Origin of the sequence: Pseudomonas sp. SAS7 (assembly GCF_052112345.1) — a bacterium.
In the GTDB taxonomy this organism is placed as follows: domain Bacteria; phylum Pseudomonadota; class Gammaproteobacteria; order Pseudomonadales; family Pseudomonadaceae; genus Aquipseudomonas; species Aquipseudomonas putida_Q.
In genome coordinates this window covers 765,050-791,523 of sequence record NZ_JBEGGO010000001.1, presented here as the reverse complement: position 1 = coordinate 791,523, position 26,474 = coordinate 765,050, and the positions used below count along the sequence as shown (strand labels likewise).

The 26,474-nt window shown below is 65.4% G+C and carries 21 protein-coding genes and 1 pseudogene; 14 read left to right on the top strand and 8 right to left on the bottom strand.

Going from position 1 to position 26,474, the window contains the following annotated elements:
* Positions 1-230 precede the first annotated feature (230 nt).
* The gene (locus ABI582_RS03510; protein WP_338746723.1) at positions 231-2,039 is read left to right on the top strand and encodes an ABC transporter ATP-binding protein/permease; all 1,809 of its coding nucleotides are present in this window, start codon (positions 231-233) and stop codon (positions 2,037-2,039) included.
* 10 nt (positions 2,040-2,049) lie between these two features.
* Here the strand turns inward: ABI582_RS03510 and ABI582_RS03505 are convergent, their stop codons facing one another.
* The 7 genes from ABI582_RS03505 to ABI582_RS03475 form a co-directional block, all read right to left on the bottom strand.
* Positions 2,050-3,252 carry an MFS transporter gene (locus ABI582_RS03505; protein ID WP_442118418.1) on the bottom strand — a complete coding sequence of 401 codons (1,203 nt, stop codon included), beginning with the start codon at positions 3,250-3,252 and terminating at the stop codon, positions 2,050-2,052.
* Positions 3,253-3,327: 75 nt separating this feature from the next.
* Positions 3,328-4,968 carry a propionate catabolism operon regulatory protein PrpR gene (gene prpR / locus ABI582_RS03500; RefSeq protein WP_442118417.1) on the bottom strand — a complete coding sequence of 547 codons (1,641 nt, stop codon included), beginning with the start codon at positions 4,966-4,968 and terminating at the stop codon, positions 3,328-3,330.
* A gap of 30 nt (positions 4,969-4,998) precedes the next feature.
* Positions 4,999-5,772 (bottom strand): SDR family NAD(P)-dependent oxidoreductase, encoded by a 774-nt coding sequence (locus tag ABI582_RS03495; protein ID WP_442118416.1) that lies wholly within the window; start codon positions 5,770-5,772, stop codon positions 4,999-5,001.
* A gap of 15 nt (positions 5,773-5,787) precedes the next feature.
* Positions 5,788-6,972: an acetyl-CoA C-acyltransferase gene (locus ABI582_RS03490; RefSeq protein ID WP_442118415.1), complete on the bottom strand. Its 1,185-nt coding sequence runs from the start codon at positions 6,970-6,972 to the stop codon at positions 5,788-5,790.
* Positions 6,973-7,006: 34 nt separating this feature from the next.
* Entirely contained in the window at positions 7,007-9,109 is a 2,103-nt protein-coding gene (locus tag ABI582_RS03485) for a 3-hydroxyacyl-CoA dehydrogenase NAD-binding domain-containing protein (protein ID WP_442118414.1), read from the bottom strand.
* 169 nt (positions 9,110-9,278) lie between these two features.
* Positions 9,279-11,066, bottom strand: coding sequence for an acyl-CoA dehydrogenase C-terminal domain-containing protein (locus ABI582_RS03480; RefSeq protein ID WP_442118413.1), 1,788 nt, complete (start codon positions 11,064-11,066; stop codon positions 9,279-9,281).
* Between the two features lie 111 nt (positions 11,067-11,177).
* Positions 11,178-13,835, bottom strand: coding sequence for a LuxR C-terminal-related transcriptional regulator (locus ABI582_RS03475; RefSeq protein WP_442118412.1), 2,658 nt, complete (start codon positions 13,833-13,835; stop codon positions 11,178-11,180).
* A gap of 274 nt (positions 13,836-14,109) precedes the next feature.
* Between ABI582_RS03475 and ABI582_RS03470 the strand changes: the two genes are divergently transcribed.
* From ABI582_RS03470 to ABI582_RS03420, 11 genes and pseudogenes are all read left to right on the top strand, one after another.
* On the top strand, positions 14,110-15,159 hold the full coding sequence (locus ABI582_RS03470) for a phosphotransferase family protein (RefSeq protein ID WP_442118411.1): 1,050 nt from the start codon (positions 14,110-14,112) through the stop codon (positions 15,157-15,159).
* Positions 15,156-15,518 carry a DUF6285 domain-containing protein gene (locus ABI582_RS03465; RefSeq protein WP_442118410.1) on the top strand — a complete coding sequence of 121 codons (363 nt, stop codon included), beginning with the start codon at positions 15,156-15,158 and terminating at the stop codon, positions 15,516-15,518. Before ABI582_RS03470 ends, ABI582_RS03465 begins: the two co-directional genes overlap by 4 nt.
* The gene (locus ABI582_RS03460) at positions 15,511-16,230 is read left to right on the top strand and encodes a histidine phosphatase family protein (RefSeq protein ID WP_442118409.1); all 720 of its coding nucleotides are present in this window, start codon (positions 15,511-15,513) and stop codon (positions 16,228-16,230) included. Before ABI582_RS03465 ends, ABI582_RS03460 begins: the two co-directional genes overlap by 8 nt.
* Positions 16,231-16,259: 29 nt before the next feature.
* Complete coding sequence (locus ABI582_RS03455; RefSeq protein ID WP_442118408.1) at positions 16,260-17,438, top strand: acyl-CoA dehydrogenase family protein; 1,179 nt, start codon at positions 16,260-16,262, stop codon at positions 17,436-17,438.
* Positions 17,435-18,193, top strand: coding sequence for an SDR family NAD(P)-dependent oxidoreductase (locus ABI582_RS03450; RefSeq protein ID WP_442118407.1), 759 nt, complete (start codon positions 17,435-17,437; stop codon positions 18,191-18,193). The genes ABI582_RS03455 and ABI582_RS03450 overlap by 4 nt, the downstream gene beginning before the upstream one ends.
* 157 nt (positions 18,194-18,350) lie before the next feature.
* Complete coding sequence (locus ABI582_RS03445) at positions 18,351-19,331, top strand: quinone oxidoreductase family protein (RefSeq protein WP_442118406.1); 981 nt, start codon at positions 18,351-18,353, stop codon at positions 19,329-19,331.
* Positions 19,332-19,344: 13 nt separating this feature from the next.
* Positions 19,345-20,193, top strand: coding sequence for a TauD/TfdA dioxygenase family protein (locus tag ABI582_RS03440; protein WP_016500602.1), 849 nt, complete (start codon positions 19,345-19,347; stop codon positions 20,191-20,193).
* A gap of 98 nt (positions 20,194-20,291) precedes the next feature.
* The gene (locus ABI582_RS03435; protein ID WP_442118405.1) at positions 20,292-21,626 is read left to right on the top strand and encodes an MFS transporter; all 1,335 of its coding nucleotides are present in this window, start codon (positions 20,292-20,294) and stop codon (positions 21,624-21,626) included.
* The gene (locus ABI582_RS03430; protein WP_442118404.1) at positions 21,623-22,285 is read left to right on the top strand and encodes a DsbA family oxidoreductase; all 663 of its coding nucleotides are present in this window, start codon (positions 21,623-21,625) and stop codon (positions 22,283-22,285) included. The genes ABI582_RS03435 and ABI582_RS03430 overlap by 4 nt, the downstream gene beginning before the upstream one ends.
* Positions 22,282-22,416 carry a hypothetical protein gene (locus ABI582_RS03425; RefSeq protein ID WP_442118403.1) on the top strand — a complete coding sequence of 45 codons (135 nt, stop codon included), beginning with the start codon at positions 22,282-22,284 and terminating at the stop codon, positions 22,414-22,416. The genes ABI582_RS03430 and ABI582_RS03425 overlap by 4 nt, the downstream gene beginning before the upstream one ends.
* A pseudogene (locus tag ABI582_RS03420) lies at positions 22,389-22,637 on the top strand (putative sulfate exporter family transporter); the annotation flags it as partial. The gene ABI582_RS03425 and the pseudogene ABI582_RS03420, both read left to right, overlap by 28 nt.
* Before the next feature lie 18 nt (positions 22,638-22,655).
* Here the strand turns inward: ABI582_RS03420 and ABI582_RS03415 are convergent.
* Entirely contained in the window at positions 22,656-23,711 is a 1,056-nt protein-coding gene (locus ABI582_RS03415; protein WP_258656155.1) for an AraC family transcriptional regulator, read from the bottom strand.
* Positions 23,712-23,955: 244 nt separating this feature from the next.
* Here ABI582_RS03415 and ABI582_RS03410 point away from each other — a divergent pair, with 244 nt between their 5' ends.
* Together ABI582_RS03410 and ABI582_RS03405 are read left to right on the top strand one after the other, a co-directional pair.
* Positions 23,956-24,522 carry an RBBP9/YdeN family alpha/beta hydrolase gene (locus tag ABI582_RS03410; RefSeq protein WP_442118402.1) on the top strand — a complete coding sequence of 189 codons (567 nt, stop codon included), beginning with the start codon at positions 23,956-23,958 and terminating at the stop codon, positions 24,520-24,522.
* An 82-nt stretch (positions 24,523-24,604) separates the two neighbouring features.
* Entirely contained in the window at positions 24,605-26,470 is a 1,866-nt protein-coding gene (locus ABI582_RS03405; protein WP_442118401.1) for a DUF1302 domain-containing protein, read from the top strand.
* Positions 26,471-26,474 lie beyond the last annotated feature (4 nt).

Sequence of the window (26,474 nt, the reverse complement as noted above, 5' to 3'; positions counted from 1 at the left end):
TGGGCGAAAAAAATCCGGCCCTGCCCGAAGCCCTGTAGGAGCAGCCTTGCGCTGCGAAGAGGCCGGTAAAGCTAAAGATTATCTTCGCCTGCAATGGCCTCTTCGCAGCACAAGGCTGCTCCTACAGGGGCCGCGGCAACAGGTCAGGATCATGAAATGTGCGTCATCTATGCCTGATGAACCGTAGGGCAATGCTACGCTCGCGGAAATACTCAGCACGGATACCCACCATGGACATGAACTGGCACCAGGCCCTGCAGGAGAGCCTGAGCTGGCTGGCAATCGCCTCGTTCATCACGCTTGTTTGCTTTACCGCTGCCGCGACCCTGGCTGTACGTTGCACGCGCTGGGGCAGCCAGTTCTGGCAACTTGCCGGGCCCTATTTCAATTTCAGGCGCAGTTGGCGGCCACTGTTAGTGTTTGCGCTGCTGCTGGTGTTGACGCTGTTCTCGGTACGCCTGAACGTGCTGTTCTCGTTTTGGTACAACGGCTTCTACAGCGCCTTGCAGGGCCTTGACCAGGCCGCTTTCTGGTACATGCTCGGCGTCTTTGCCGTGTTGGCCACCATCCATGTGCTGCGCTCGCTGTTCACCTTTTATGTAACCCAGGCATTCAGTATTCAGTGGCGGGTCTGGCTCACCAAGCGGCTGACAAACGACTGGATGCATGGCGATGCCTACTACCGGGGTCAGTTTCTCGCCGAGCCGGTGGACAACCCTGACCAGCGTATAGAGCTGGATGCCAATGCATTTGTCACCAACTCGGTAACCCTGGCCCTGGGCGCAGTCAGTGCGCTGGTGTCGCTGGTGGCGTTCACCGGGATCCTCTGGTCGCTGTCGGCACCGCTGGCGGTTGCCGGTGTGGAAGTCCCCCGCGCGATGGTGTTTGCCGTGTACCTGTATGTCATCGTTGCCACCTGGATTGCCTTCCGCCTGGGGCGCCCGTTGATCCGCCTGAACTTTCTTAACGAGAAGCTCACCGCCAACTTCCGTTACGCCCTGATGCGCCTGCGCGAGAATGCCGAGAACATTGCCTTCTACCAAGGCGCCTTGGTAGAGCGGGGCACGTTGCTGGGCCGCTTTGGTGCCTTGATCGTCAATGCCTGGGCGCTGGTGTTCCGGAACCTGAAATTCAGTGGCTTCAACCTGGGGGTTAGCCAGGTTGCCGTGGTGTTCCCGTTTATCCTCCAGGCACCACGCTTTTTCAGCGGTGCGATCAAGTTGGGAGACGTGATGCAGACAGCCCAGGCCTTTGGCCAGGTACAAGATTCGTTGTCGTTCTTCCGCGAATCTTACGACGCGTTCGCTCAATATCGGGCGACCCTCGACCGCCTGACCGGTTTTCTCGATGCCAACGAGCAGGCAAGCGCTTTGCCGCGTATTACCACCGAGGCTCAGGAACATTCGCTGGAAATCACGGATCTGCAGGTGCTGCGCCCGGACGGGCATCCCCTTGTCACTGATCTTGGCCTGAGCCTGCACGCCGGCCAGGCACTGTTGATCAAGGGGCCGTCGGGCAGCGGCAAAACTACCCTGCTGCGAGCGTTGGCGGGCCTTTGGCCGTACGCTGCAGGTGAGGTCAAGCGCCCGCTAGGCCATCAGGCGTTGTTCTTGTCGCAGCGTCCCTACCTGCCGTTGGGCGACTTGCGGACGGTCATCGCCTACCCGGCAGCCAGCAAGGCCGAGGACGAAGGCCGGATGCGGCAGGCCCTGCGCCAGGTCAATCTGGCTCATCTGGCCGATCGGCTGGAGGTCAGTTGTGACTGGTCGCACATTCTTTCGGTGGGCGAGCAGCAGCGCCTGGCGTTCGCCCGGGTTCTGTTCAACCGGCCCCAGGTAGTGTTCCTTGACGAGTCCACCTCGGCAATGGACGAAGGGCTAGAGCACGCCCTGTATTCAATGTTGCGCACGGAAATGCCGGGCGCGCTGCTGGTCAGTGTTGGCCATCGCAGCACACTGGCGGGGTTCCATACTCACCGGCTGGAGGTGGATGGGCACGGGGGCTGGTCGTTGCTCAAGCAGGAACCGGCGTTGGCGTAGTCCGGTGTGCTCAACGTAACAGCATCACCCCCACCAGGGTGGTGCTGGCAAGCCCTGCACCGACCAGGAAGGTTGCCTGGAACCCCGCACCATCCCACAACAACCCTGCCACCACGCTGGCCGCCAGCAGTGCTACCCCGGTCAGCAGGTTGAACAGGCCGAAGGCGGTCCCGCGCAGGTTGGCGGGTGCGCTGTCGGCGATCATGGCCGCGAAGATGCCTTGGGTGAAGCCCAGGTGCAGACCCCAGGCGGCAACCCCCAGGGCCAACCCCGCCCAGCCAGGCAGCAGGGCCAGCAACAGGTCGGCGGCGATCAGCATCCCCAGCCCCGTCATCAGCACGCCGCGGCGCCCCAGGCGGTCCGACAGCACCCCGGCAGGGTACGCGGACACCGAGTAGGCCAGCGCCATCAGCACCAGCACCGCCGGCGCCCACATTGGTGCCAGGCCCATGTCCTGAGCGCGCAGTAGCAGGAAGGCTTCGCTGAAGCGGGCGAGGGTGAATACGGTCGCCAGGCCGATCAACCGCCAGTAGGCGGGGCCCAGGCGCACCAGTTCGTGCACCGCCAGCGGTGCGCGCACGGGCCGTGTGCTGGCCGGCGCTTCAGGTTCGCGCACGAAGGCGATGAGGATGTACACCGCCACGAACGCCGGGATCACCGACACCCAGAACACCATCTGGAAGTGGCTCGCGGTCAGCCACATCAGCACGATCGCCAGCAATGGCCCGAGGAAAGCGCCAACCGTATCCAGCGCCTGACGCAGGCCAAAGGCTGCACCACGCAACGCGGGGGGCGTGACATCAGCCACCAGCGCATCACGCGGCGCCCCTCGGATGCCTTTGCCGACCCGGTCGACGAAACGTGCTGCGATCAGCCACTCCAGCCCGGAGGCCATGGGGAATACCGGCTTGGTCAGCGCGCCCAGGCCATAGCCGAGCACGGTCAGCAGTTTGCGCTTGCCCAGCCGGTCGCTGAGCGCACCGGAAAACACTTTGGTGATCGACGCGGTTGCCTCGGCGATACCTTCGATAACGCCCACCGCCACCACCGAGGTGCCGAGCACGGTGACCATGTAAAGTGGCAGCAGGGCGTGGATCATCTCCGAGGAAATGTCCATGAACATCGACACGAAGCCCAGCGCCCAGACACTGCGCGGGATCTTTGGCAAGGTTCGGCTGGCATTAACGGCGCCGCTTTCTTCATTGCTGCGCATCTGGGTGCTCGTCAGCGTTGCTACGTTCAAACTGTAGGAGCCCACGCGCAGGATGCAAACCGGAACCACGACCGCTCAGGCCAACATGCGTACCCGCCGCCAGACGGTACTGCGGCTGACCCCCAGGCGCCGTGCGGCCTCGCCCATGTCGCCGTCGCAGCCGTCCAGCACCTGACGCGCATGGGCCGTTTCGGCTGCTTTGCCCAAGCTACGCAGGTTGTCGGTGGCGGCAAGGGGCCGCTTCGGCGCTGCAGCCACGCCGGCCTCGAAGAACTCCGGGAACAACGTGGCCAGGTCGAACTCGTCATCGTGCTCCTGCGTACTCAGGCACAAGGCCGCGCGCTCGGCGATGTTCTCCAGCTCACGTATGTTGCCGGGCCAAGGGTGTCGCAGCATCAATGGCAGAAGGTGTCCCACGTGTTCGTCACTTGAAGACGGCAAGCCACTGGCACGGCAGTGGCGCGCAAGCAGGGCATTGAACAGCGGCAAGATGTCTGCAATCCGCTCGCGTAGCGGTGGTACGGCCAGGCGCAGGATGTTCAGGCGGTAATACAGGTCTTGGCGAAAGCGCTGGTCGGCGATACGCGCGGGCAGGTCGCAATGGGTAGCGGCAATCACCCGGATATCTACTGCCTTCGGCTCGCAGGCGCCCAAACGCAGCACCTCGCGCTCTTGCAACACACGCAGCAGGCGGGTCTGCAGCGCCACCGGCATGTCGCCTATCTCGTCGAGGAACAAAGTGCCGGTGTGCGCCAGCTCGATCAGGCCGGGCTTGCCGCCTTTGCGCGAACCGGTGAAGGCACCGTCCTCGTAGCCGAACAGTTCACTTTCAAGCAGCGACTCGGGCAGCGCCGCACAGTTGATCGCCACGAACGGCCCCTGTTGGCGCGGGCTGGCATGGTGCATGCTTTGCGCCAGCAACTCCTTGCCGGTACCGCTTTCTCCGGTGATCAGCACCGTGGCGTCGGCCTTTGCGTAGCGCTGAGCCAGGCTCAGGATGGCGCGAAATGCCGGCGCGTCACCGAGCAGTTGCTCGAAGCGATGGCGCGCCTTGAACGGGCGCTTCTCGGGCTGTTCACGGCTGCGCCTTGGCAGGCGGCGTGTGGGGGCGCCATCAGCCTTGGCACTCAGGGTCACCAGGCTGTCGAATGTATGGCGCAGGCTTTCGGCATCCAGCGCCAGCACCCCTTGGGCACCTGCTGCGTCGGCCAACTGGCATACCGTTGGCGAGCCGATGATCACCTCGAAGCCATCCGCGACCAAGCGTTCGACCTGATCCCGGGCCTGCTCCAGGCTGGTGTAGGTGTGCTCGCGAATCTGCAGGGTGAACAGCGCCTGCATCGCCGCCAGTTCCGGATACGGCTGGCCGAAACTGAGGATACCCACCCGGCTGGCCCGGTCGCGGGCCAGCATCAGGGCACGGATCAGGTCGAATTCGCCCAGGTGCAGGGTCCGCACCGAGGTACTCAGGTGCTGCCGCAAGTAATCGGCGGCAGCCCCGGAGCACAAAATGACGTCTGCCTGCTGATGGCTTTCCAGCTCGCGCGCCAGTGGCAGCAGGTCGGCCAGGGTGGTTTCGATGACCTCTATACGGGCTTGTTGCCGGTAGTCGGCGCTTACTTGCTCGATCAATTGCGCCATGCGGCTGGGGGCGGCGGGGCGATGCAGGTGGGTAACCAGCGCAACCACGCGGGGCAGGTAAGCGGTGACGGGCATACAGGCTCCTTGTCTACAGCAATTGGGGCATCACAGAGGGTTTACCAGGTGCCCGCCATCCACGGCCACGATGCTGCCGGTCATGAATGCACCGGCATCACTGGCCAGCAACAGCAAAGGCCCGTCCAGCTCGTGCAGTTGCCCCAGGCGGCGCATCGGCACGTGGTTTTTGATGTAGCCCTGGCCGTCCTCGCTGTCGAAGTAGTCTTCGTTCATCTCGGTCCTGAAGTAGCCTGGCGCAATGGCATTGACGCGGATCCGGTAGCGGGCCAGCTCCAGTGCCATGGACTTGGTCAGTTGCACCACGGCGGCCTTGGCCGTGCAGTAGTGGCTCAGGCCGCTGCCGACCCGCAGGCCGAGGATCGAGGCGATGTTGACGATGCTGCCTGGCTGCCCGGCCTTGACCAGGCGCTGGGCTGCGCACTGGGCAACATGAAACACACCGTCGAGGTTGGTCGAGAGCATGCGTTGCCAGTCCTGCTCCCTCATATCGAGAAAGCGCCCGGGGTCGCCGATACCGGCATTGTTGATGATCACGTCAACCACGCCAAAGCGTGCCTCGGCTTGGTCGAAGGCCTGTTCGACGCTGTCGCGGCGGGTCACGTCCAGTGCCACGGCAAGTGCTTCACCGCCGTTGGCCTGCAGTGCTTCGGCCAGCACCTGCAGGCGCTCGACCCGGCGCGCTGCCAGCACCACCCGGGCGCCAGCAGCCTGGGCCAGGCGTGCGAAATGCGAGCCCAGGCCGCTGGAGGCCCCGGTGACCAGCACGGTCTTACCAGCCAGGGAAAATGTATTTGCAAGCATGCTGTCTGCCCTTGGTCAAAGTACTTCGAACAGGCCGGCGGCACCCATGCCACCCCCCACGCACATGGTCACCACCACGAAGCGCACCCCGCGCCGTTTGCCTTCGAGCAAGGCATGCCCGACCATCCTTGCGCCGCTCATGCCATAGGGGTGGCCGATGGCGATGGCGCCGCCGTTGACGTTCAGCCGCGCGGGGTCGATGCCCAGCTTGTCGCGGCAGTACAGCACCTGGCAGGCGAACGCTTCGTTGAGTTCCCACAGGCCGATGTCGTCCACCTTCAGCCCATACTGCTTGAGCAGGCGCGGCACAGCGTACACCGGGCCAATGCCCATCTCTTCCGGGGCCAGGCCGGCCACCCCGATACCCCGGTACAGGCCCAGCGGCTCAAGATTGCGCTGCTCGGCCAGGCGCGCGTCCATCAGTACGCAGGCGCTGGCACCGTCGGAAAGCTGGCTGGCATTGCCGGCGGTGATGCAGCCGCCTTCGAGCACGGGTTTCAAGCCGGTCAGGTCTTCCAGGCGTGTCTGCGGGCGGTTGCCTTCGTCCTGCGCCAGGGTCACCTCGCGGTAACTGACCTCGCCGGTCTGCTTGTCTTTGATCAACTGCTGCGCTGTCACGGGCACGATCTCGGCCTCGAACAGCCCGTTGCGCTGGGCGGCGGCGGTGCGCAGCTGTGACTGCAGGGCGTAGGCATCCTGGGCGTCGCGGCTGATGCCATAGCGCTTGGCCACGTGCTCGGCGGTCTGCAGCATCGGCATGTAGGCGTGTGGGACACGTTGGATCACGCTGCTGTCCTGCTCGGCCAATGCCCATTCCAGGTTGCGCGCCTGTACCGCGCTGATGTTTTCCTGGCCGGCGCCGACGGTCACCTGCATGCCATCGACCATGATCTGTTTGGCGGCGGTAGCGATTGCCATCAGCCCGGAGGCGCACTGGCGGTCCAGGGTCTGGCCGCTTACCGACACCGGCAGGCCGGCGGCCAGCGCGCTCATGCGGCCCAGGTTCCAGCCAGCGGTGCCGGAGGGCATCGCGGTACCCATTACCAGGTCTTCGATTTCATCACCGGCGATGCCGGCGCGGGCCACTGCCGCCTGGATGGCGTGCGCGGCCAGGCTCGGCGAGCGGGTGTTGTTCAGCGCGCCGCGAAAGGCCTTGCCGATCGGGGTACGGGCGGTGGAGAGAATGACGGCTTCTTTCATGTCCTGGGTTCCTTGATGAACAGGGTAGAACGGCTCAGAGGCCGGCAGTGCGCAACTTCGCACTGGATGCCAGGCGCCGCAGCAACGGGGCCGGCTGCAGCCACATGTGGCCATAGGCGCCGAGCGCTTCGCGCTGTTGCTCGATGCCCGCCAGCACGTTGTCCAGGCCCAGCTCGCGGGCATAGTGCAGCGGGCCCCCACGCCAGGCCGGGAAGCCGTAGCCGTTGGTCCACACCAGGTCGATGTCGCCACTGCGCAGGGCAATGCCTTCATCGAGCAACTGCAGGCCCTCGTTGACCAGCATGAACAGGCAGCGGTCGTGGATTTCGGCGTCGCTGATGGTGCGCCGGGTGATGCCCAGCCTGGCCGCCAGTTGCGCCGCAATCTGTTCCACTTCCGGGTCTTCGATGCGTTCGCGGCCTTCGTAGCGGTAGAACCCGCGCCCGCTCTTCTGGCCGTAGCGGCCCAGGCTGTAGAGCTCGTCGGCCAGGCGGAAGTAGCTCGGGTCGTGGGCGATTTCACTGCGCCGTGCCTGGCGCACCAGGTAGCCGACATCGATGCCGGCCAGGTCGTACATGGCGAACACGCCCATGGCCAGGCCCAGGCCGGTGAGCACCTTGTCCACCTGGGCTGGCGAGGCGCCTTCAAGCACCAGGCGGTGGGCTTCGCGGGCATAGGGTTCGAGCATGCGGTTGCCGATGAAGCCAAAGCACACGCCCGACACCACTGGCAATTTGCCGATGCGCTTGGCGACCTGCAGCGTGGTGGCCAGCACGTCGGGCGCCGTCAGCCGGCCGCGTACCACTTCGAGCAGGCGCATGACGTTCGCCGGGCTGAAGAAATGCAGGCCGACCACGTCCTGCGGTCGGTGGGTACAGGCGGCGATGCGGTCGACGTCCAGGGTCGAGGTGTTGCTGGCCAGAATCGCGCCCGGCTTGCACACCCGGTCCAGGGTGTGGAACACCTGCTGTTTGATCGACAGGTCCTCGAACACCGCCTCGATCACCAGGTCGGCGTCGGCCAGGTCGGCGTAGTCGAGGGTGCCTTGCAGCAGGTTCATACGTTGTTCGAGCTGCCCGGCGCCAAGCTTGCCGCGCTTGATGCTGCCTTCGTAGGTCTTGCGGATCTGCGCCAGGCCCCGGTCCAGCGCTTCGGGCTTGAGCTCCAGCAGGCGCACCGGGATACCGGCGTTGATAAAGTTCATGGCGATGCCGGCGCCCATGGTGCCGGCGCCGATCACTGCCACCCGGTCAATGCTGCGCAGCACCGTGCTGGCGTCGATGCCGGGTACGCGCAGCGCCTCGCGCTCGGCGAAGAACTGGTGGCGCAGGGCGGTGGCCTGTGGGTCTTGCAGGGCTTCGCGGAACAGTACCTGCTCGCGGGCCAGGCCCTCGGCCAGGGGCATCTCGCAGGCGGCGCGGACCGCGGCGAGCACGCGCAGGGGCGCGTTCTGGCCGGGCTTACGGGCGATCAGTTGTGCCTCGCGGCTGGCGAAGAAGTCGCTTTCCAGGCCAGCGGCCAAAGGTGTTGCAGGGGCGCTTGGCAGGGCCGGTTGGGCCAGTTGCTCGCGAGCCAAAGTGCAGGCTGCTTCGAGCAAGTCCTGCCCGCTTTCGACCAGGCGGTCGATCAGACCCAGGGCAAGGCCCTGGCGGGCATCGATCGGGTCGCCGCTGAGCATCATCTCCAGCGCCGGGGCCACGCCGATAAGGCGCGGCAGGCGCTGGGTGCCGCCAGCACCGGGCAGCAGGCCCAGGCGGACTTCGGGCAGCCCCAGGCGTGCGGTGGCGGTAGCCAGACGATGGCTGCAAGCCAGGGCCAGTTCCAAACCGCCGCCCAGGGCCACCCCGTCGATGGCGGCAATCAGGGGTTTTTCGATGCGGGTCAGGGCATCGAGGAGTTGGGGCAGTGTAGGTTCCCCCCAAGTGCGTGGGCTGCCGAACTCGCTGATGTCGGCACCGGCACTGAACGGTAGTTGCTGACCGTGCAGGATGATGGCCTTCACTTCGGGGTCAGCAGCTGCCTGGCTGCAGGCGTGCATCAGTGCCTGGCGCAAGTCATGGCCAAGGGCGTTGACCGGCGCGTGGCGCAGGCCGATCAGAGCCAGTTGGTTTTCGCGGCGATAGTCGATCAGCTGCATGGGAGGGAACCTTCTTGTTATTGGGTCGGGTGTGAGGGGCAGGTTTACCCGCGAATAATCCAACGCGGTGCATGGCACCGGCTGTGCCGGTGTTCGCGGGTAAACCCGCTCCCACAGGGAAGTCGCTAAATTGGAGAGTTATCAACCAGCGATCACCTTCTCGGTGGTATCAGCGGGCGAATGCTGCCTCGCTGATGTCCATCAGGTTGTCGCTGCCGGTGCGAATCAGTGTTTCATGCAGGTTGGCGCGTGGAAGAAGGCGCTGCAGGTAGAAGCGCGCGGTCTCGCGCTTGCCCTGGTAGAACGCAACCTCGTCGCTGCCGGCGGCCAGTGCCCGTTCGGCCACGCACGCAGCGCGCAGCCAGAGGTAGCCAAGCAGCGTGTAACCGCTGAGCATCAGGTAGTCGTAGGCGCTGGCGCCGATCAGGTTGGCATCGGTTGCGCTGGCGTCACGCAGCCAGGCACTGACTTCGCGCCAGGCAACCACTTGCTTGAGCAGGGCCTGGGCCAGGTGGGCCGGAGCGTTGGTGCTCTGGGTGAAGTCTTCGATTTCACCGAGCAGTTCGGCCAAGGCCTCGCCGCCATCGGCCAGCACCTTGCGGGTCAACAGGTCGAGGCCCTGAATGGTGTTGGTGCCTTCGTAGATCGCGGTGATGCGCACGTCGCGCGCGATCTGCTCCATACCCCACTCGCGGATGTAGCCGTGGCCACCGAATACCTGGATGCCCAGTTGCGCGGCCTCGTTGCCAGTTTCTGTGAGGAAACCTTTTGCAATGGGCGTGAGCAACGCCAGGCGGCGCGCCGCAGGCTCGCGCACGCCGGCGCTGGCGCCGTGGTGCAGCTGGTCGACGCCCTTGGCGCAGGTGTAGGCGAGCATGCGGCCGCCTTCGGCATAGGCCTTCTGGGTTAGCAGCATGCGCCGCACATCCGCATGGCCGATGATCGGGTCGGCTGGCTGGTCACTGCGCAGGCGTGGCGTGGCGCGCATCTGCACGCGGTCGCGGGCATAGGCCAAGGCACCCTGGAACGACGCTTCGGCGTGGGCCTGGGCCTGCTGGGACACCGCTAGGCGCGACTCGTTGATGTAGGTGAACATGGCGTTCAGGCCACGGTTGGCCTCGCCCAGCAGGTAGCCTGTGGCGCTATCGAAGTTGAGCACGCAGGTAGCGTTGCCGTGGATGCCCATCTTGTGTTCGATGGAGCCGCAGCTCACGCCGTTGGGCGCGCCAAGCTGGCCTTGGGCATCGACCTGGATCTTCGGCACGGCGAACAGCGAAATGCCTTTGACCCCCGCGGGCGCGCCTTCGATGCGCGCCAGCACCAGGTGGATGATGTTCTCGGTCATGTCGTGTTCACCGGCAGAGATGAACATCTTGCTGCCGCTGACCTGGTAGCTGCCGTCGGCCTGGGGCCTGGCGCTGGTGCGCAGCAGGCCAAGGTCCGAACCGCAGTGGGCCTCGGTCAGGCACATGGTGCCGCCCCAGCGACCGGCGATCATCGGTGGCAGCAAGCGCTGCTGCAGGGCTTCGTCAGCGTGCTCGCTGAGGGTACTGATGGCGCCCCCGGCGAGGTTGCCGTACATGCCCCAGGCGTGGTTGGCGCTGCACACCATCTCGTAGTTGACGAACCCCAGCGACGGCGGCAGGCCCTGGCCACCGAAGGCCGGGTCCTTGTCCAGGCCAAGCCAGCCGTTGTCGGCGAAGCGTTTGTAGGCATCGGCAAAGCCGGGCGGGGTGGTGACCTTGCCGTCATGCCACTGGCAGCCGTGCTGGTCGCCCACGGCGTTGAGCGGGGCCAGCTGCTGCTCGGCGAATTTGGCGCCTTCTTCGACGATGGCCGCGAAGGTAGCCGCGTCCGGGGCTTCACAGCCAGTCAGTTGTTGGTAGTGGCAGCTCAGGCCGAGCAGCTCCTGGGCAACAAAGGTGATATCGCGCAATGGGGCGGTGTAGCTGGGCATGCCGAACTCCTGGCTGGGTGGACTCGGCATGTTGTAACAGGCAGGCCCGGGCACCGCGTCCACCCCCCGGGTGGAATGGCGGGTGGAATCGCGGCGAGGGCCAGGTGGAGGTCAGCCCAGCAGTTGCAGTTCGCGCGCCGAACACAGGGCGCTGTCGCGGTCGGCCACGTCGAGCTTGCGGAACAGGTTGTTGATGTGGGTCTTGACCGTGCTCAGGCTGATGAACATCGCCTCGGCGATCTGCCCGTTGCTCTGCCCGCGGGCCATGCGCTGCAACACTTCCAGCTCACGGCGCGAGAGCGGCACGATCAGGGCGCTTTGCGCGTTTTCCTTGTTTGCCAGCAATGGCCGGAACAGGGCATTCAGTTGCTCGCGCGAGGGCGCTGGGGCCTTCAGGCCCAGGCGTTCGCGCACCTGGGGCAGCAGCAGTTGGCGCAGGGACTCCAGGCAGGCGTCACCTTCGTACTGCAGCAGTTGGCCGAAGCCGTAGGTGCAGGCCAGTTGCAGCGCCTGTTCGAGGCTGGGCAGGGCGTCGTCGCGGACGCCACGGTCCTGTAGCAGGGCAGCGTCGAGCAGCAGTGCGTCGAGCAGCAGGCGGCGGTTACCTTGGGCCTGCGCTTGAGCCTGCAAGCTCTGCTGGATCTGCCAGGCCTTGTCGCGTTGGCCGAGGTGGCGTTGCACCCAGGCATAGGCAAGCCACTCTTCCGGTAAGAGTTGCTCGCCATATTGGCGCCGGCACCAGTGCCATTGGTCGAGCCAGTCGGGCAGGTAGTCCTGATCATTGTCGCGCAATGCCAGGCGCGCGAGCCAGGCGCCGGCCTGGCGGTAGAGGGTGAGCAAACGGTTCTGGCGGGCCAGCCGGCGTACCTCTGCCCAGCGTGCCTTGGCCTGGCCGGTCTCGCCCAGCGCCCAGTGCAGGCATGCCTGGTGGTGGAACACCCAAGGCAGCGCAGCGCTGTGGGGGAAGCCCAGTGCCAGCACCTCGGCCTGGGCCAGGGCTTGGCGTGCCTGGGCCAGGCGGTTGGCCTGCAACAGTGCCAAGCCTTTGCCAAGGTGGCGGAACAGTTCATAGAAGCGCCCCGAACTGCCGGCGGCAGGCAGCTCGGCCATGCCTTGCAGGCGCGCCCACGCAGCATCGTTGGCGCCCTGGGCCAGTTCGATCTGCGCCAGCAACAGTTGCAGCAGGTTGGTGTAGCCGCTAAGGCCAAAGCCCTGCAGCTCGCGCAGGGCGCGGCTACCTTCGGTGTGGGCCTGCTCCAGTTGGCCGAGCGCGGCCAGGCAGTTGGCGCGGTCGAAGTACAGCACCGAGCGCGCCGCGTTGTGCTGGGGAAACTGCTGCAGTGCCCGCGCCGCGAGGGCCAGCGCGTGCCCCAGATTGCCCCCCAGGTAGGCCAGGCGGCTGCGCAGAAACATCACCGTCTGCTGTACCCGCTCGGGGTGCCGCGGCACTGCCTGGCGGCGCTGCAGGGCATAGAGCTGGTGCAGGCACTGGCAGGCCTGGGCGATATCGTTGGTGACCATCACCGTGGAAGCTTCGGTCATTGCCAAGGTGAAGCTGTCGTTGCCGGCGTGCCCGGCGACCTCGTCGAGCACATCGACCAGGGTGTTGACCTTGCCCTCGCGCAGCAGCTCGAAAGCGTGCCGATCGACGATGTTGAGCACGGCGTCCAGGTCGCGGGCGCGGCCGAACTGGTAGATCGCCTCGGTGTAACGGCGCTGGGCCAGCAGCCAGTTGGCAGCCTGGCGATGCAGTTGCCGCAGGCGCTGGGGATCGCGCTGTTCCAGGCGGTGGTAGAGGCTGTTGCGCAGGGCCGGGTGGTAGCGGTATTCGGCGTGACTGCCTTGGGGGACTTCGATGATCAGGCCCAGGCGCTGCAGCTGGCGCAGCGCGGCGGGCACATCGGCATTGGCGGCCAGTTCGCTGGCAAGGCCTGCATCGAACACCTGGGCCACCGCGGTGTGTTCGAGAAATGCGCGCAACGGCAGGGGCAAGCGCTGCAGACGTTCCTCTTCGAGAAACTGCCGGGCATGGGCATAGGCCTGGCGGGTGATCGGGCGCAGGTCAGCGGGGGCCTGGCCGGTGCTGTGCAGCGCCTCGCGGTAGGCCTCGAACCAGAACAGCACACCGCTGGGCCAGCCTTCGCTGCCGGCGCGCAGCTGGTACAGCGCATCGCTGCCCAGGTTGACGTCCCGGGCCTGTGCCAACTGGCGCGTCTCTTCGCTGTCCAGGGCCAGGTCACGGGCGCCCAGCACAGTCAGCCGACCATCGCGGCGCAAGTGGGCTAGCGGCAGCGGGGGCGGCCCTTCGCTGGCGGCGACCAGGCGCAGCGCAGGCGGCGGGTAATGCAGCAGCGTGTCCAGGTACTGCCAGGCGGGTGCGGCGTTGAGCAGGTGGAGGTCGTCGAGGAGCAGCGTCAGCGGCGCCTGACGGGCCTCCAGGTCGGCCAGGATCAGGCTCCACAGGTGCTCGGCCTGGGGTGTGTCGCGTTGCTGCGCAGGCAGTTGCAGCGCCGCGTGCAGGTGCAGCAGCAGGGCCAGTGGCTGGTTCTCGGCACGGGTCACACGCAGCCATGCCCAGGCTCCCGCCAGGCTGCGGGTTAACTGGCCGAGTAGCGTGCTCTTGCCATAGCCCAGCGGTGCTTGCAGTAGCACGACGCTGCTGTTGTCCAGGGCGGTGGCCAGTTGCTCGAGCAGCCGCGCTCGCACCACCCCTTTGGTCGGCTCGGCGGGCGGGCGCAGCTGGTTCGGTTTGAGCGCGGGAAGATGCATGGCTAGCAGGTTCCATCGGTTTGGCCAGACATCCTAGCCGAGCGCACGCCCGGCGCGGGGAAATTCTGCGGGGGAGGGCAGTGGCTTGCTGTGCAGAATTGAACGGCGGTTTCAGCTGTGCGATGGCGCTGTTCAAGTTTGATTTGAATCGCGTTGAGTACGCCGGGAAATTAGATTCAACTCATTGATTATTAAGCGAATATTTAAATCATAGGAAGCTGGCAACCATCTTGCTTAGAGCCACGGCACTCGTGAACAGTGAGTTGGACCGACCATGCCAAGCAGCCATTTCGCGCAGCAATCCAGTGCTCGCATCGACGTATCAGACGCCCATGAGGTGCTGTCTGCCTATCTACAGCAGCGCCTGCACGGCCAGCCGGTGCGCATCACCCACAGTGAGCGCTTGTCAGGCGGCGCCATCCAGGAGAACTGGTTGATCAAGGCCGAGGTTGCCGGTGTGCCGCAGCGTTGGGTACTGCGCACCGATGCGGCTTCCGCCGTGGCCGCCAGCATGAGCCGCGAGCAGGAGTTCGCCGTGCTCAGCGCCGCTCACCAAGTGGGCGTGAAGGTGCCCGAGCCACTGTGGCTGTGCCAGACGCCACAGGTGATCGGGCGCGATTTCTTCATCATGCAGGCCCTGGCCGGCCACGCTGGCGGCCACCGCTTGACCAGCAGCCAAGGCGCCCCCGAGGGCAACCCGGGGCTGTGCCGGGCGCTTGGGGCCAACCTCGCACGCTTGCACCAGCTGCGCCCACCGCAAGCGGCGCTGGCGTTCCTGCCTGCACCGGTGGCCGACGCCGTGCAGGCCAGCGTCGACCAGTACCGGCTGTTCCTCGATGCTTTGCCGGGCAGCCACCCGATCATCGAATGGGGCTTGCGCTGGTGCGAGCTGAACAAGCCAGCGCCCCTTGCCACCTGCCTGATCCATCGCGACTACCGCACAGGCAACTACATGGTCGAGGGAGGGGAGCTCTGCGGCGTGCTGGACTGGGAATTCGCCGGCTGGGGCGACCCCCGCGAAGACCTGGGCTGGTTCACCGCACGCTGCTGGCGCTTCGCCCGGCCGGATCTGGAGGCGGGCGGCGTCGGCCGCCTGGACGACCTGCTCGCCGGCTACCGCAGCGTCTCGCCACTCGACCTGGACCGCGAAACGCTGCGTTTCTGGCAGGTCATGGCCCACCTGCGCTGGGCGGTGATCGCCCTGCAGCAGGCCGAACGCCATGCCTCAGGCCAGCAACGTTCGCTGGAGCTGGCGTTGACCGGGCGCATGGTCAGCGAGCTCGAACAGGAACTGCTGTTGCTCACCCAAGGAGGCCGCGCATGAACCAGCCCGATGCCCAGGACTTGCTGCTGACGGCGCGTGACGCCGTGCTCAAGCAGTTGTTGCCCGCATTGCCGGCGCACTTACACTACGAGGCGCGGATGGTGGCCAGCGCTCTGCTGATCGCCTGCCGCGAGGCTGCCCAGGGGGTGGCCTGTGCCAACATCGAACGCCAGGCCATGGCCGGGCTGCTACAAGACCAGGCCTCGTCCGAGCAAGCCCGCAGCGAGCTCGCCCAGCGCATTCGCCAGGGGGCCTACGACCATGCCGGTGAGCCCCGTGCCCGCCTGCTGGCGGCACTGCGTGCCATCAACCGCGCACAACTGAGCATCAGCAACCCCAAGGCACTGATCCATGACTGAACAGCCTGCCCAGCCCGTGCGCCGCCGTCGTTGCTACCTGGTGCGCCATGGCCATGTTGACTATTTCGATGCCAGCGGCCGGCCCCTCGACCCGCGCAGCGTGCCGTTGTCGCCCAAGGGCGTAGCCCAGGCCCAAGCGCTGGGCCAGGTGCTGGCGCAGACACCCTTCGACCGCGCCGTGTGCTCGGACTACCCGCGCACCCGGCAAACACTCGACCAGCTCCTGGACGGCCGCGTCCAGCCTGTGGAAGAGCACGCGGGGTTTCGCGAAATCCGTGCCGGCCGATTGAGGGAAATCCCCCGCGAATGCCTGCACCGCGAAGTGGCCCAGGCCTACCAGCTCGCTGATCGCGCCGACGCAGCCTTCTTGCGCGGTGAGCCGTGGGTTGCTTTCCAGCAACGCGTGCTGGGCAGCTTCCAGCAGTTGCTGGAATCGCCTGACTGGAGCGCGCTGCTACTGGTCACCCATGATGCGGTCAACCGCATCCTCCTGGCCTGGGCCTGCGGCGCCGGCCTTGGTGCCTTGGCTGCCTTCGAGCAAGACCCGGCCTGCCTGAACATCGTCGACATCGACATGGCTGGCCCGCGGGTGCTGCGTGCCTACATCCGCACCCTCAACTACTCAGCCTACGACCCTGCCAAGGCAACGATCGACCAGACCGTCATGGAGCATGTGCACGCCTCCATCGACCCACGTCGCCTGCTCGCCTGACCCTGATGACCCTGCTAAGGAATACCGCCATGCATTTCGCCCTGTCTGCCGAGTTGACTGCCCTGCAAGCCAAAGTACGGCAGTTCGTCGCTGACCTCGTCATCCCCCTGGAGCGCGACCCGCGCCAGACACCCCACGGTCCATCGCCCGAGCTGCGCCAGGTGCTGATCGAGCGCGCCCGTGAACACGGCCTGCTGACTCCGCATGCCTCGCGTGAAATGGGCGGGCTGGGCCTGAGCCACATCGAGAAGGCGATCATCTTCGAAGAGGCCGGTTATTCGCCGCTTGGGCCGGTGGCCCTGAACATCCATGCCCCCGACGAAGGCAACATACACCTGATGGAACAAGTGGCAACGCCTGCGCAAAAAGACCGCTGGCTCAAGCCGCTGGTGCAGGGCCGGGTCCGCTCCTGCTTCGCCATGACCGAGCCAAGCCCGGGCGCCGGCTCCGATCCGTCGATGCTCACCACCCAGGCCGTACGCGACGGCGACGACTACGTCATCAATGGCCAGAAGTGGTTCATCACCGGTGCCGAGGGCGCGCAAGTGGCAATCATCATGGCGCGCATGGAAGACGGCAGCGCGACCATGTTCCTCACCGACACCGACCGCCCCGGTTTCATCCTCGAGCGCATGATGGACTCGCTCGACAGTTGCTTCGCCGGCGGCCACGCGGTGCTGCGCTTCGACAACCTGCGCATTCCCGCCAGCGATGTGCTTGGCGAAGTGGGCAAAGGCTTCCGTTACGCCCAGGTGCGCCTGGCCCCGGCGCGCCTGACCCATTGCATGCGCTGGCTCGGCCAGGCCCGTCGTGCCCATGACGAAGCCTGCCGCTACGCAAGCCACCGGGTGTCGTTCGGCAAGCCGCTGGGCGAGCATCAGGGCGTGGGCTTCATGCTCGCCGACAACCAAATGGACCTGCACACCACGCGCCTGTCGATCTGGCACTGCGCGTGGGTACTGGACCAGGGCGAGCGCGGCAATTTCGAGTCGAGCATGGCCAAGGTGCTCAGCTCCGAGGCCATCTGGCGGGTGATCGACCGTTGTGTGCAGGTGCTCGGTGGGCAGGGCGTTACCGGCGAGTCTATCGTCGAGCGGATTTTCCGCGATGCGCGCAGTTTCCGCATCTATGACGGCCCGAACGAAGTGCACCGCATGAGCCTGGCGAAGAAGATCCTCGCCCGCACAGCGCCGGGGGTGGCCGGATGAACCTGGACAGCTATCGCAACCAGGTGGTGATGATCACCGGCGCCGCCAGCGGTTTTGGCGCGTTGTTGGCCGAGCGACTGGCCGGGTTGGGCACCCGCCTGGTGCTCGGCGACCGCAACGTCACGGGCCTGGAGCGGGTGGCCGGCACCCTGCGCGAGGCCGGCGCCACAGTGCTGGCGGTGCCGTGCGACGTGACCCGTGAGGTGCAGGTCAAGGCGCTGGTGGACGCGGCCATGGCCACCTTCGGCCGCCTCGATGTGGGGGTGAACAACGCCGGCATCCTTACGCCGATGAAGCGCTTCGTCGACACCACCGAAGAAGAGCTGGACCGCAGCCACGCGGTCAACACCAAGGGCGTGTTCTTCTGCATGCAGCAACAGCTCCGCCAGATGTTGCCGCAAGGCGGCGGGGTGATCCTCAACATCGCCTCCATGGCCGGGCTTGGCGGTGCGCCCAAGCTGGCCGCCTATGCCGCTGCCAAGCATGCAGTGGTGGGGCTGACCCGAACTGCGGCGGTGGAATACGCCCGCCGAGGCATCCGCGTCAATGCGCTGTGCCCGTTCTACAGCGCCACGCCCATGGTTACCGGGAGCGCTGTGGGCGAGCAGCAGGCGTTTCTCGCCCAGGGCTCGCCGATGAAGCGCCTGGGTACCCCCGACGAAATCGTTGCGGCCATGCTGATGCTGTGCGCCCGTGAAAACAGCTACATGACCGGCCAGGCGATCGCCGTGGATGGTGGTATTTCGGCGTTCTGAGCCATGCCAGCCGCGCCCCGGCACTGAAACCGGGGGCGCTGTCATGAACTGAAAAACCGTTGTCGTCCGATGATAAGCGGCGTATTGCGCAACGGCCTAAATTGCCCTTCAAGACGAATGTTGCTATTCACCAAAAACTACAAGAAGGAAGATTGGCATGGCCAAAGCGGTACGTTTCTACGAAACCGGAGGGCCTGAGGTCCTGCGCTACGAAGACGTCGAAGTCGGCGAACCGGGCCCTGGGCAGGTGCGCCTGCGCCACGTGGCGGTCGGCCTGAACTACGCTGACACCTATTTCCGCAACGGCACCTACCCGATCCCGCTGGCCAACGGCATGGGCGTGGAAGCGTCCGGCGTGGTCCAGGCGGTGGGCGAGGGTGTCAGCCACGTAGCGGTCGGCGACCGGGTGACCTACACCGGCTTCATGAATACCCTCGGCGCTTACAGCACCGAGCGCCTGATCCCTGCCGCGCCGCTGATCAAGCTGCCGGAAACCATCGCGTTCGAAACGGCCGCGGCCATGACCATGCGCGGCCTCACGGCCTCGTACCTGATGCGTCGCCTGTACGACTTCAAACCAGGGGACAGCATTCTGCTGCACGCCGCTGCGGGTGGTGTCGGGTTGATCGTCTCGCAGTGGGCCAAGCTGCTGGGGCTGACCGTGATCGGTACCGTGTCCACCGACGCCAAGGCCGAATTGGCGCATGCCCATGGTTGCGACCACACCATCAACTACAGCCACGAAGACGTGGCCAAACGCGTGCGCGAGCTGACCGACGGGGTTGGGGTCAACGTGGTCTTCGACAGCGTCGGGCGCACTACCTTCATGGGCTCGCTGGACTCGCTCAAGCGCCGTGGCCTGATGGTCTGCGTGGGCACCGCATCCGGCACCATCGAACCGTTCGACCCGCAGATTCTTGCGATGAAGGGCTCGCTGTTCCTGACCCGCCCGGCGCTGGCTGATTACATCGCCGACCCGGCCGAGAAAGCCGCCCTGGCAGGCGAGCTGTTCGGCCATGTGGGTAGCGGCCGTATCAAGATCGAAATCAACCAGCACTACGCCTTGCAGGACGCAGTTCAGGCGCACCGTGATCTGGAGTCGCGCAAGACCACCGGCTCGTCGATCTTCGTCATTTGAGGAGGGCACTGCCATGCAAGTCGAACAATTGACCTGCGCCATCGGTGCCGAACTGCTTGGCGTCAGGCTGGCCGATGCGATCCATGATGACGGCCTGTTTGCCGAGGTGCGTGCCCAGTTGCTCAAGCACCGGGTGCTGTTCCTGCGCGACCAGGACATCAGCCGCGCCGACCACGTGGCGTTCGCCCGCCGCTTCGGCGAGCTGGAGGACCACCCCGTGGTCGGCAGCGACCCGGACCACCCGGGCCTGGTGCAGATCTACAAGTCGCCGGAAACGCCGGTTGACCGCTATGAAAACGCCTGGCACACCGACGCCACCTGGCGTGAAAAACCGCCGATGGGTTGCGTGCTGCGCTGCGTGGAAAGCCCTATGGTGGGCGGCGACACCCTGTGGACCAACATGGTGCTGGCGTACGCCAACCTGCCGACCGAGATCAAGACGCGTATCGAAGGGCTGCGGGCGCGACATAGCATCGAGGCCACGTTTGGCGCGGCCATGCCGATCGAAAAACGCCTGGCATTAAAGGCGCGCTTCCCGGATGCCGAGCACCCGGTGGTGCGTACTCACCCGGAGACCGGCGAGAAGGTGCTGTTCGTCAATGCCTTCGCCACCCATTTCAGCAACTATCACACCCCCGAGCGGGTGCGTTTCGGCCAGGATGCCAACCCCGGCGCGGGCGAATTGCTGCGCTACCTGATCAGCCAGGCCTACATCCCCGAGTACCAGGTGCGCTGGCGCTGGAAGCCCAACAGCATTGCCATCTGGGACAACCGCAGTACCCAGCATTACGCCGTCATGGATTACCCAGCCTGCCACCGCAAGATGGAACGCGCCGGGATCATGGGGGATGCGACTTTCTGACCCGCCAGACACGTTGGGGCCGCAATGCGGCCCCAATCGCTACGCGATAGCCTGTAAGCAATAACAACAAAAAAAACTCAGATATCCGAGGAGGCAGCATGGCCACCTATCACGCCAGTGCGGCAGAACCAGGCACTGATACTTCGCTCGGCATTCCACGGCGCTACGCCTGGATCGTTTTCGCCCTGACCTTCGGCCTGCTGATTTCCGACTACATGTCGCGGCAAGTGCTCAACGCCGTATTCCCGCTGCTCAAGCAGGAATGGCAGCTCAGCGACAGCCAGCTCGGGCTGCTCAGCGGCATCGTCGCGCTGATGGTCGGTTTGCTGACCTTCCCCCTGTCGTTGCTGGCCGACCGCATTGGCCGGATCAAGAGCCTGACGTTCATGGCCGTGATGTGGAGCCTGGCTACCTTGGGTTGCGCCCTGGCGGAAAACTACCAGCAGATGTTCATCGCGCGCTTTCTTGTTGGTGTCGGCGAGGCGGCCTACGGCAGCGTCGGTATTGCCGTGGTGGTGGCGGTGTTCCCGCGTGAGATGCGCGCCACACTGGCGGGTTCGTTCATGGCCGGCGGCATGTTCGGTTCGGTACTGGGCATGGGCCTGGGCGGTGTGATGGCCCAGCACCTGGGTTGGCGCTGGGCATTCGCCGGCATGGCCTTCTTCGGCCTGGCGCTGGCGCTGCTGTATCCGCTCATCGTGCGCGAGGCGCGCATTGCCCCCAAGGGCCTGGCGGCAACGCCCGACAAGGCTGCGCTCAAGGCAATGCGGCCACTGCGTACCCTGTATTCAAGCCGCTCGGTCATCAGCGCCTATGTCGGCAGCGGTTTGCAGTTGTTCGTCGGTGGCACGGTGATCGTGTGGTTCCCCAGCTACCTGAACCGCTACTACGCCATGAGCACTGACCGCGCCGGCGCCGTGGCTGCGATTATCGTGCTGTGCAGCGGGGTTGGCATCGTGCTGTGCGGCATGTTTTGCGACCGCATGGGGCGCAAGCGCCCGGACCACAAGATCAGCCTGGCCATCGCCTACTGCCTGGGCAGCTGTGTGCTGCTGTCAGTGGCCTTTGCCTTGCCGCCGGGCATGCCGCAACTGGTGCTGATTTGCCTGGGCATGATGATCGCCGCCGGCACCAATGGCCCATCCAGCGCCATGGTCGCCAACCTCACCCACTACACGGTGCACGGCACCGCGTTTGCCACGCTGACCTTGTGCAACAACCTGCTCGGGTTGGCCACCGGCCCGCTGATCACCGGCAAGGTGTCTGACCTGATCGGCTTGCAGTCGGCATTCCAGCTAGTGCCGTTGATCAGCATCGGCGCTGCAGCGGTGTTCATTTATGCCAAGCGTCACTATCACTTGGACATGGCGCACCTGCAGCTCGGTGAAACCGCCCAGGCACCTGTCCAGCCAGAACTGGAGGCCCGTTCGTGAAGCGTTCGTTGTCGATTGATGTGTACTTCGATTTCATCTGCCCGTGGTGCTTGATAGGCCGCCGGCAACTGCAAGCCGCCCTGGCGCAGTTCAAGGCAGCGCAGCCAGAGGTCGAGGTCAACCTGGCCTGGCAGGGCGTGCAACTGTTGCCTGAGCTGCCATTCGATGGCCAGCCGTTCGCTGAGTTCTACCGGCGACGCCTGGGCAGCGATCAGGCGGTGCGGCAGCGTCAGGCCCAGGTGCGCGAAGCGGCCAGCGCCGTCGGCGAGCAGATCGAGTTCAGCCGCATCGAGCGCATGCCCAATACCGCCGACGCTCATCGCCTGTTGCTTCACGCCAGTGAGCTGGGCAGTGAAGCACAGGTAGAGGCACTGCTGGAGCGGTTACTGGCTGCGTACTTCAAGCAGGGTGAGGACTTGGGCGACCGCGCTACGCTGTTGCGCATCGCCGAGCAGTGCGGCTTTGCCCCAGAGGCGCTGGCCGGAAGCTTGCGTGGCGATGGCCTGCCGTTCGTCAGCGCCAGCGCTGACATCGCCGGCCGCGGCGTGCCGTGCTTCGTTTTCGATGACCGGCTGCAAGTGGTTGGCGCGCAGCCGGCCGAGGCCTTGCTGGAGGCCATGCATCTTGCGGTGTCGGGCCTGACGGAGAGGGAGGCATGAGCACGCTGGCGTTTGCCCAGGTCAACAACCGGGTGCGCGACCTGGCCCTGGGCCTGATCGTCAGCTTGATCGCCGCGGGTGCGGCGAGTTTTCTGGCCGAACACTGCCATGGTTCGCGGTCGGCTTCCTGATCCTTGTCTGCGTCAACAGCACCGGCTGGGTGCCGCTGGCTGTGCAGCGCAGTATCAACGAACTGTCGCGTGGGTGCCTGGTGGTATCGATCGCAGCCCTGGGCATGAAAACCCAGCTCAAGGAGCTGGCCGCCGTAGGCATCAAGCCGATTGTGCTGATGGTGGGCGAGACGGTGTTCCTGGTGCTGCTGGTGCTGGGCCTGATGCACGTCGGCATGTAGCCCAGAGGCCAAGGGCCGTCAGCGTGCGCTGGTGGTCGCCTGGGCGGCGCTGCGGTTGCGTCTGGTTTGTGTGTGCGGCTCATGCTGCGCACGCCAGGTGGCTGGCGGCTGGCCGAACTGGCTGATGAACCAACGGGTGAACGAGCTGTGCATGGAATAGCCGAGCATGTCGGCGATGCGCCCCAGCGAATAGCCAGGGCTTTCCAGGTAGCGCACCACCAGGTCGCGGCGTACGCCGTTGACCAGCTCGCTGAAGGTCGCGCCTTCTTCTTCCAGGCGCCGCTGCAAGGTGCGCACGTTCATGCCCTGGGTCTGGGCGATGTGCTCGATGGTGGCGCGGCCCATGGGCATCAGCAGGAAGATCGCCTTGCGCACTTCCAGCGTCAGCGATGGCAGGTTTTCGTCCTGCAGCAACCCCACATAACGTTGCGCCAGCCGCGCCATGCCTGCGTTGGCCTGGGGGTTGGCGGTGTCCAGGTCGGACGCCGAGCAGACGAGGCCATTGAAGTCGGTGTTGAACTCCAGCTTGCAGCCGAAGATGCGCCGGTGGATGGCCAGGTCAGCTGGGGCGGCGTGGGTGAAGTTGGCGCTGATCGGGTGCCAGTGCGAGCCCAGTAGCGCCGAGCAGAAGCGGTGCATCACGCCGATGGCCAGCTCGATGGCCTGGCGGCTGTGCATCGGCTGGTCGGTGATGACCTCCTGGCGGATGATCACCGTCTTGCCGATTTCCTCGATGTGGATGGCCAGTGCGTTGTTGAGCAGGTGGCGGTACTGCACGATCACCTGCAGGGCGTCACGCAGCGAGTGCTGATGGCTGATCAGCAGGCTGACCTGGCCAAAGTCCGACAACTGGCGCAGTTCGGCCATGCGCAGGCCGAAGGCTTCGCAACCGCTCAGCCGCGCCGACTCCTCCAGCACGTTGATGGCGGCGGCCACCGGGATGCGTTGATCAGGGGTTTCCAGCAGCGATGCACTGAGGCCGGCCTGAGCCAGCAGGCCATGGCCGTTGAGGCCCAGATGGCGTGAAACTTCCAGGTAATTGGTGAGGGTTGCAGCACGGGCGAGCACGGTCATTTTATTGTTTTCCACGTGATCTTGATGAGCTTCCGCTGCGCTGGCGGGTGGTCTTTTATAGCGGTTGTGTCGTCAGATGCAAAGCCATTTCCGAGCAGCGGAGCCCGGGGCCGGGCGGCACAGCAGCCGTGTCATCAACTGAAAAGTTCGTGACGCGCAATGTAAAGCGGCTGGCAGGGCGACTCTTTACTCTGGCTTCAAGCAGTCGGCAATCGACCGAGTTGACCAGAGCAAGGGCCCTGACGTGGAAAAACTGCAAACCGCCGCAACCGTGCTGATCGTGCCTGGCTTGCGCGACCATGTACCCGAACATTGGCAAACCCTGCTGCAAGCGCGCCTGGGCAAGGTTCGCTCGGTACCACCGCTGGAAACCGACAAGCTCAGTTGCAGCGCGCGCGTTGAAGCGATCGAGCGCGAACTGGCCAGCATCGACGGCCCGGTGATCCTGGTCGCGCACAGCGCCGGTGTGCTGATGGTGGCGCACTGGGCCGCCCGCTACCAACGCCCGATCAAGGGCGCCTTGCTGGCCGCCCCACCGGACCTGGATACCAATTGGCCGGCCAGTTACCCCACCCCCGACACCCTGCGCGCCAACGGCTGGGCGCCGCTGCCAAGCGGCCGGCTGCCATTCCCGAGCCTGGTCGCGGCCAGCAGCAACGATCACCTGGCGGGTTTCGAAGCAGTCGCCCGCATGGCCGACGAGTGGGGCAGCGAGCTGGTCGATCTCGGCGCCGTTGGCCACCTCAACCCAGCCTCGGGCTTCGGCCCATGGCCACACGCCGAGGCCTTGATCCAGCAACTCGACCGCTAAACCGCGCGGGGCACGCGCACTCAGGGTCAGGCCGGCGCCCGATCGTTGCTGGCACCTTGCACATCCCAAGCAGAGATACCGCATGAACAACAATAAGAACGTTCTCTTCTGCCTTCACCGCCGCAATCTGTTGGCCACGCTGGTGCTGGTCGCCGGCGCGCCGGCTGCCCAGGCATTTCAGCTTGACCTGGCCGACCCTGACTGGAACGTGCGCTTCGACAACACCGCCAAGCTCAGCTACGGCCAGCGGGTCGAGGGCCAGAACGCCAAGGTCGCCCGCACCGCCAACCTCAACGACGGTGACAAGAACTTCAGCGTCGGCAGCGCGGTGACCCAGCGGGTCGACCTGCTGACCGAACTGGACGTGGTGTACCAGGGCAACATGGGTATGCGCGTCAGTGCTGCGAGCTGGTACGACCACGCTTATGACGACGTGGGCTCCAACTCCAACCCGTTTCCCGGCCAGGCGGGCAATGCCGGCAACCTGGTGCTGGCGCGCCCGGCCGGTGGCCTGCCGGCCGGCACTGTGCTGCAGGGCGGCCCGTCCAGGCGCCATGGCCTGAGCAATTACAGCGACCGGTACTACAACGGCCCGTCTGGCGAATTCCTCGATGCCTTCGTGTTCTACAGCAGCGAAATCGGTGACGAGTCGATGCTCAGCGGCAAGCTCGGCTGGCACTCGGTGTACTGGGGCGAGACCTTGTTCAACGCCGCCAACGGCATCAACTATGGCCAGTCGGCACTGGACCTGGCCAAGCTGTACAACGTGCCCGGCACCGAAACCAAGGAACTGTTCCTGCCGCGCAAGCAGCTGTCGCTGAGTTACACGATCACCCCGGAACTGACCCTGGCGGCCCAGTACTTTCTCGAATTCGAAAACTCGCGCCTGCCTGAAGGGGGCACCTACATGGGCGCCTACGACATGCTTGGCGACGGTGCCGACATTTTCTGGCTGCCGGTGCCCAACGCCGTCGGCGGTGCCGGTGCCTTCTATGGCGCACCCCGTGGGCATGACATCCGCCCGCACAACAGCGGCGACTTCGGTGTAATGGCCAAGTGGAGCCCGGAATGGCTCGACGGCACCCTGGGCTTCTACTACCGCAACACCTCCGACCCGACCCCCGCGGTGCTGATCAATGCCCCCAACCTGCACACGGGCAGCCTGGAAGGCACCAGCTACATGACGGCCTATGCCGACGATATCGATATCTACGGCATCAGCCTGGCCAAGAGCGTCGGCCCGGTGAGCGTGGGGCTGGACGTCAACTACCGCGAAAACATGCCGCTGATCAGCAACTTCACCACGATCAACGGGCCGCTGTACGAGGCGCTGGCTGGTACCGCCGGCGGCACCAACCTGATCGGCGAAGTGCCAGGCCACGGTGAAACCGGGCTGGCCCGCGGCAAGACCTTGCATGTGGTACTCAACGGCCTGGTGTCGTTCGGCGCCACGCCGTTGTGGAACGCTTCGTCGCTGGCCGTGGAAGGCGCCATGACCCATCTGGTCAGTGTCGACAAGGGCGAGCAGACCTTCAAGGGCGACGCCAGCTACGAAGGTGTCGACAAGGTCACCACCAACGCCTACACCCTGGCGGTCAACTTCACCCCGACCTGGTTCCAGGCGCTGCCAGGGGTCGATATCACACTGCCGCTGTCCTACAACGTCGGCCTCAAGGGCAACTCGGCCGTGCAGCTGGGCGGCAATGAAGACTCCGGCAGCTACTCGATCGGGATCGCCGCCGACGTCTACCAGAAGTACAAGTTCGACCTGAAGTACGTCGACTCCTTCGGCAAGTTCGATACCTGCGAAACCGGCACCGACAACAACACCCCGGGCACCAACGGGCGTTACCAGTGCATCCCCGGGCAGATCACTTCGCAGGCAGGGCTTGCACCGCTGCTCAAAGATCGCGGCATGGTCACGGCCTCGTTCAAGACCACCTTCTGAAGCT

Bases quoted from the DNA above. Each gene is read 5' to 3' on its own strand.
- ABI582_RS03440 (WP_016500602.1), top strand. From the start codon at position 19,345: ATGCAAGTCGAACAATTGACCTGCGCCATCGGTGCCGAACTGCTTGGC.
- ABI582_RS03510 (WP_338746723.1), top strand. From the start codon at position 231: ATGGACATGAACTGGCACCAGGCCCTGCAGGAGAGCCTGAGCTGGCTG.
- ABI582_RS03480 (WP_442118413.1), bottom strand. From the start codon at position 11,066: ATGCCCAGCTACACCGCCCCATTGCGCGATATCACCTTTGTTGCCCAG.
- ABI582_RS03505 (WP_442118418.1), bottom strand. From the start codon at position 3,252: ATGCGCAGCAATGAAGAAAGCGGCGCCGTTAATGCCAGCCGAACCTTG.
- ABI582_RS03485 (WP_442118414.1), bottom strand. From the start codon at position 9,109: ATGCAGCTGATCGACTATCGCCGCGAAAACCAACTGGCTCTGATCGGC.
- ABI582_RS03445 (WP_442118406.1), top strand. From the start codon at position 18,351: ATGGCCAAAGCGGTACGTTTCTACGAAACCGGAGGGCCTGAGGTCCTG.
- ABI582_RS03460 (WP_442118409.1), top strand. From the start codon at position 15,511: ATGACTGAACAGCCTGCCCAGCCCGTGCGCCGCCGTCGTTGCTACCTG.
- ABI582_RS03465 (WP_442118410.1), top strand. From the start codon at position 15,156: ATGAACCAGCCCGATGCCCAGGACTTGCTGCTGACGGCGCGTGACGCC.
- ABI582_RS03450 (WP_442118407.1), top strand. From the start codon at position 17,435: ATGAACCTGGACAGCTATCGCAACCAGGTGGTGATGATCACCGGCGCC.
- ABI582_RS03495 (WP_442118416.1), bottom strand. From the start codon at position 5,772: ATGCTTGCAAATACATTTTCCCTGGCTGGTAAGACCGTGCTGGTCACC.
- ABI582_RS03470 (WP_442118411.1), top strand. From the start codon at position 14,110: ATGCCAAGCAGCCATTTCGCGCAGCAATCCAGTGCTCGCATCGACGTA.
- ABI582_RS03415 (WP_258656155.1), bottom strand. From the start codon at position 23,711: ATGACCGTGCTCGCCCGTGCTGCAACCCTCACCAATTACCTGGAAGTT.
- prpR (WP_442118417.1), bottom strand. From the start codon at position 4,968: ATGCCCGTCACCGCTTACCTGCCCCGCGTGGTTGCGCTGGTTACCCAC.
- ABI582_RS03475 (WP_442118412.1), bottom strand. From the start codon at position 13,835: ATGCATCTTCCCGCGCTCAAACCGAACCAGCTGCGCCCGCCCGCCGAG.
- ABI582_RS03405 (WP_442118401.1), top strand. From the start codon at position 24,605: ATGAACAACAATAAGAACGTTCTCTTCTGCCTTCACCGCCGCAATCTG.
- ABI582_RS03490 (WP_442118415.1), bottom strand. From the start codon at position 6,972: ATGAAAGAAGCCGTCATTCTCTCCACCGCCCGTACCCCGATCGGCAAG.
- ABI582_RS03455 (WP_442118408.1), top strand. From the start codon at position 16,260: ATGCATTTCGCCCTGTCTGCCGAGTTGACTGCCCTGCAAGCCAAAGTA.
- ABI582_RS03425 (WP_442118403.1), top strand. From the start codon at position 22,282: ATGAGCACGCTGGCGTTTGCCCAGGTCAACAACCGGGTGCGCGACCTG.
- ABI582_RS03435 (WP_442118405.1), top strand. From the start codon at position 20,292: ATGGCCACCTATCACGCCAGTGCGGCAGAACCAGGCACTGATACTTCG.